General features: G+C 40.2%; 2 protein-coding genes. Both read right to left on the bottom strand.

Translation table 11 applies throughout. The features are described 5' to 3' along the window. The coding region (locus RMZ41_RS31785; protein ID WP_409876318.1) for a protein kinase domain-containing protein at positions 1-404 on the bottom strand (404 nt) is incomplete at its 3' end. 74 nt (positions 405-478) lie between these two features. After that, a partial coding sequence (locus RMZ41_RS31780) for an AAA family ATPase (protein WP_409876317.1) occupies positions 479-5,511 on the bottom strand: 5,033 nt, incomplete at its 5' end.

The raw sequence follows: 5,511 nt of genomic DNA, 5'->3' as shown, positions 1-5,511 counted from the left end.
TTAATATCTTTATGAATAATGCGATGGCGGTAGAGTATATCTAAGGTGTTGCACAGTGCGATCGCTATCTGTAAAAATTCCGTGAGATTTCGTAGGTTTTCCCCTATTCCCCATTCTTTCAGAGAAATCCCTCCAAAGTCTTCCATCACCAACGCATAGCCATTTTGATACGCTTCGAGGCTATAGGTTTGGATGATTAGAGGTGAGTTGAGATTTTTGGCAATGGTGTATTGATTGCGAAACTGCAAAAGTTCGCTGAAACTGGGATATGGATTTTTCAGCAGTTTAATCACTACGGATAATGAGTCAGCTTCTCGATACCCTCGATAAACTAAGGTTCTAGAACCGTTGTAGAGTTCTTCACTGATGCGATATCCGGGAATACTGACAATAGTGTGAAGCATACTGCTAAATTTTTAAGACTTTCAGATTTAGTATTCCCAGAGGTCTGAAGTCTTTTACCAAAAATAGCCAAAAATTATACCGGAATTTCAATTACAAATTCTGTACCCTGACCCAGAACTGAATTAAAGCTCAATTTTCCGCCGTGGGTTTCTTCAACGATTTGACGAGCGATCGCTAATCCTAATCCCGTACCTTTACCTACACCTTTTGTAGTAAATAAGCGATTAAAAATCTTTTGTTTCACTTCTTCACTTATCCCTTTACCATTATCAGCGATCGCAATTTTAACGCTGTTATTTTCTAATGAAGTAGTAATCTTAATCCAGTTGGGATTGGCCTTAATTTCTGTAAAACTCCGCCCAATATTTGATTCATCCAACGCATCAATAGCATTTGCCAAAATATTCATAAATACCTGATTTAACTGTCCAGGAAAACATTCAACTAAAGGTAAAGTATTATACTCACTTTTTACTTCAATGGCTGGACGTTGATCGTTAGCTTTGAGGCGATGCTTAAGGATTAAGATTGTGCTATCGATACCTTCGTAGATATTAAATGGCATTTTGTAATCTTTATCAGCACGGGAAAAAGTTCTTAAACTGGTGCTGATATTTTTCAGGCGATCGCACGCCATCACCATTGAATCAATTATCTTAGATAAGTCTTCTATACTATAATCTAAGTCAATTTCTTCGGCATGATCTTTAATTTTATCGGTTGGATGAGGTACAGTTTTTTGATATAGTTTTAAATGTTCAACAATATCAGCAATAGTAGGTTTAGCTTGCTGGAGACTGGCATAAATAAAGCCCAAAGGATTATTCATTTCATGGGCTACCCCTGCAACTAAATTACCCAATGCTGACATCTTCTCACTTTGAATCATCTGTAATTGGGCTTGTTGTAAATCTTCTAAAGCTTTTTTCAATTCTTGGGATTTTTCAATAACGGCGGCTTCGGCTTGTTTGCGTTCTGTAACATCTAACAACAAGCCATCCCAAATAATTGAGCCATCAGCTTGTTTAATTGGACGGGATGCAGCTTGAATCCATTTTAATTGACCGGAAAGGGTAATAATTCGTCCTTGATATAGCCAAGGCTCTAAAGTTTGAGCAGAAATGGTAATAGATTCTTGAAAACGCGCCATATCCTCTGGATGAGCCAGAGAAATTAAGCTGCTAGCATCAGCTACCGCCTGCTCTGATGAGACTTCATAAATTTCATAACAACCAGTGCTAACATAGCTGAACTTGGCGATACCATCTGGTAAAAGTTGGAATTGATAAATCATCCCCGGAAGGTTTTCCGCAAGGTGGTGGAAGCGGGCTTCGGTGCTTTGTAAATTAGTGTACAATTGGGCATTTTCTAAGGATATTGCTGCTTGAGAAGAAAGTAAATTAATGACGCTGAGGCGTTCGCTAGTAAATACCCCTTGAGTTAAGTTATTTTCTAGGTAGAGAATCCCCACCAAATGCCCTTGATTAATAATCGGGGTACACAACACACTTTGGGGTCGATGTTCCAACATATATTTCCCAATTACCCCAGGAATATCTGTTTGGCAATTGTCTATAACAACTGTTTTTTGAGTATTTTTGACGTAATTGATAAGTTTTACGGGAATAAATTGACAATTGTCTAGTGGTTGTACTTCTAGAATTGTTTGTATTTTCTCATCAGCAATAAAGGTAATTGCTTGAACTTGCCAAATATCTTCTTTAGGAAGCAGCAATATGCATTTTTTCGCGCCAGAATTTTCGAGGATAATCTGGGTAAGGGTAGTGATAAGTGTATCTAATTCCAGAGAAGTAGAAATGGCTTGAGCGGCTTTTAGTACACTTGTAAAATCTAGGGCATCGGAAATACCAGTGCTATCAGTAGTAGAAGTGCGAGTGGATGAAAAATTCCCAAGAAAACTAATAGTTTCATCGTGTTTGAGGTTGATTCGTTGCTGTTGCAGGATAGATTGTAGTAGATGAGGATAGCGTTTTTCTAAGTTATCAACTTTGGCTTTCGCTCCCCAACGGGCGTAGCAATAGTATGCTTGGTGCATATATGCTTGAGCAATTGTTTCTTTGCCCCAGTCGAGATAAAATTTAGCTGTCAGTTCATTGCTGAGTGCTTCTTCATTAATAAATTCATTCTTTTTTGCAAGAGAAATTGCTTTGTCATAACATTCAATTGCCAGGATTTTTTCACCCAAAACCCGATGATGTTCAGCTTCTACTAAATACCATTTATGCAAATGATTCATGGGGGCATTTTGTGCCCACTTATGCAGAGTCGTTTGATGGGTTTGTACAACAGCAAGAATTTCGGCTTGCTCCTGTGGCTGTGTGGGGAAAATTGCTAGGTGTGTCAGCGCTGCATAAAAATGAAAAATGGGAACATAAATAGTTCCTGATAGCGCTATTAAATGAAGCTTTGCTTGGGGAATGTAGGTGAGTGCATCTGTGTAATTACCAAAACAGTAGGCAAGCAGCAGTTTGTAGATATAGGCTTCAGCGATCGCTGTTAGATCGTTATCCTGCTGGTGCTTGGGAAGCATTACTGTTTCATCGTAGACATTGCCGATTAAATGATATGGTTGGCTGACTGGTTCAATCAAGTTTATTGTTACTTGTCTGGCCATATCTACATATACTTGAGCCGAATATTGTTTTACCTGAGCCAATGCCAAACTATAATCAGCCATGTCTTGGACAAAACTATCCAATTCTCCACCACTAAAAAACCTGGCATTACTGTGGGTAGCCAGCGAATAACCAGCGTGTACGAAATTACCAGTTTCTATCCCAGCATGGTAAGCTGCTTTCAGAGTAAGGATTGTGACATTCAATCGCTCTTGGTGGTGCTGAATAAAGCAGCCAAACAGAAACATAACGACGCACTTAATCTCTTGGATATCAAATTTTTCCAGTAAATTTAAAGCCAATTTCCCAAAAGCATAGCCAGAGACAGCATCTTCTAAGAAAGCAGACATTACCATACCGTGAATGGCATAGCCAATTGTTGATGCCCCAGTGTTACCAGATTGGAGAGATAGAGTCACCATCGTTGAACTAAGCAAGGGCAATAAACTGGGCATTCCTTGGATAATTGGTGAAAACAACATTCCCAACAGTTGCATTGCTGCCTGAGTGGTGGCATCAGTTGTTACTGGTAAATCGAGTAATTCTTCAATTTGGATGTTTTCGAGTTGGGTGGCAAGGGTTTGGAGTGCTTTGCTAATCTCGGCTTCATCGGGTTCTTTGGGCAGTTCAACCCCCAATTGCCGAATGGCATTTCTGCCAACAGCGATCGCCTCTAACACATTACTTTGTAAAGTTTGCGCTCCAATTTGAATTTCGTAGATTTTTACTTTGTCGAAAATTGTCTGCGCCTGCTGCAATACCAATGCTGCTAGCTGCTCCATACCCTCAAAGTCACCATTTAAATAGGCAACTTCAGCAGCCATAGTATATAGATTCAGAGTCAATTTATATGCTTCTTGCCAGCAGTTTGTCTCTAATAGCTGAATCCCTGCTTGCAAATAAACCCTTGCTGCTGCATAGGCTGTAGAGTTTCTGGCCTTCAGTCCAGCTTTTAAATTCAGTTGAGCTAATGCAAGGCGATCGCTTGGTTGACTAATTAACTCTTGTCCCAAATTCAAATGCCCAACAATAACAAACAGTTTTTCCTCATGCTCAATCACAGAGGTATTTTGTAGAATTAACTGTCCAATTTTGAGATGGGTTACTTGTTTTTGCTCTTCGGGAATCAGGGAATAAGCAGCTTGTTGGACGCGATCGTGTAAAAACCGATAAGTCGGATTGGCTGCTTCACGATCAACTGATACGGTATCCGATTGCGTAAAGAACTTGTAGATTTCCGTTGTAGGAATAATCAGCCCTTCTTGCAATCCTCTCCATAAAGCTGTCGCCACATCTTCTAAAGATTGTTCGGAAGCGATCGCTAGTGTATGCAAATCAAATTGCGCCCCAATACAAGCTGCCAGTTTGAGAATATTCTGAGTCTGGGCAGACAATTTCTGCAATTGTAGCGCCATAAACTCGACCACATTATCGGTAATCGCTAAAGCTCTAACTTGAGCAATATCACACTGCCAATGTCGTGCTTCCCAGTTAAAAGTAATATGCCGATCTTCATGCAATGCTTTGAGAAACTGGGTAGCAAAGAAGGGATTACCTTGAGTTTTTTGGTAAACTAATTCGGTTAACGGTTGAGCCGCAGTATCGCTAACGCAATTCAGTGCATCGCTTACCAACTGATTCATATCCGCTAAACTTAACGGTTGCAAGCTGATTGTGTTAACCTTTGCCCCAGTTTTGACGATTTCATCTACGGTGAGGATGAATGGGTGAGCAGGTGAAACTTCATTATCTCGATACGCACCCAAGATTAATAAATGTCCCGTGTCTTCCATCAACAATTGCAGCAATTTCAGCGAGGCGGAATCTGCCCATTGCAAGTCATCCAAAAATATCACTAAGGGATGTTTTTCAGTGGTAAAAACTTGGATAAATTTTTGCATCAGCAGATTAAATCGATGTTGGGCAGCATTCACCGATAGTTCTGTGGCTGGAGGTTGAGTGCCGATAATCTTTTCTAACTCTGGAATGACATCGATTAAGACTTGTCCACTATCACCAAGGGCTGACAAAATTCTGGTTTTCCAGGCTTGCAGTTGTGCATTTGATTCACAGAGCAATTGCCCCATTAAATCTCGGAAGGCTTGGACAAAAGCGCTAAAGGGGATGTTGCGCCCAAATTGATCGTATTTGCCTTTGATGAAATAACCACGTTGACGCACAATAGGCTTGTGAACTTCGTTGATGACGGCAGTTTTACCAATCCCGGAAAATCCCCCCACTAGCATCAGTTCGGTGTCACCAAGACTAACGCGATCGAAGGCAGCAAGTAAAGTTTGAACTTCAGTTTCTCGACCGTAGAGTTTTTCTGCGATCAAGAAGCGATCGCACACATCCCATTGTGCAATTTGAAAGCTTTCAATCTTACCAGTTTCTTGGAGTTGAGTTAAACAATTTTCTAAATCAAATTTAATTCCTAATGCACTTTGATAGCGGTCTTCAGCATTTTTCG

The organism is Nostoc sp. DedVER02, assembly GCF_034530675.2.
Lineage (GTDB): Bacteria > Cyanobacteriota > Cyanobacteriia > Cyanobacteriales > Nostocaceae > Nostoc.
Note: the sequence above shows the minus strand (reverse complement) of the source record. Positions and strands in the feature narration are given on the sequence as shown.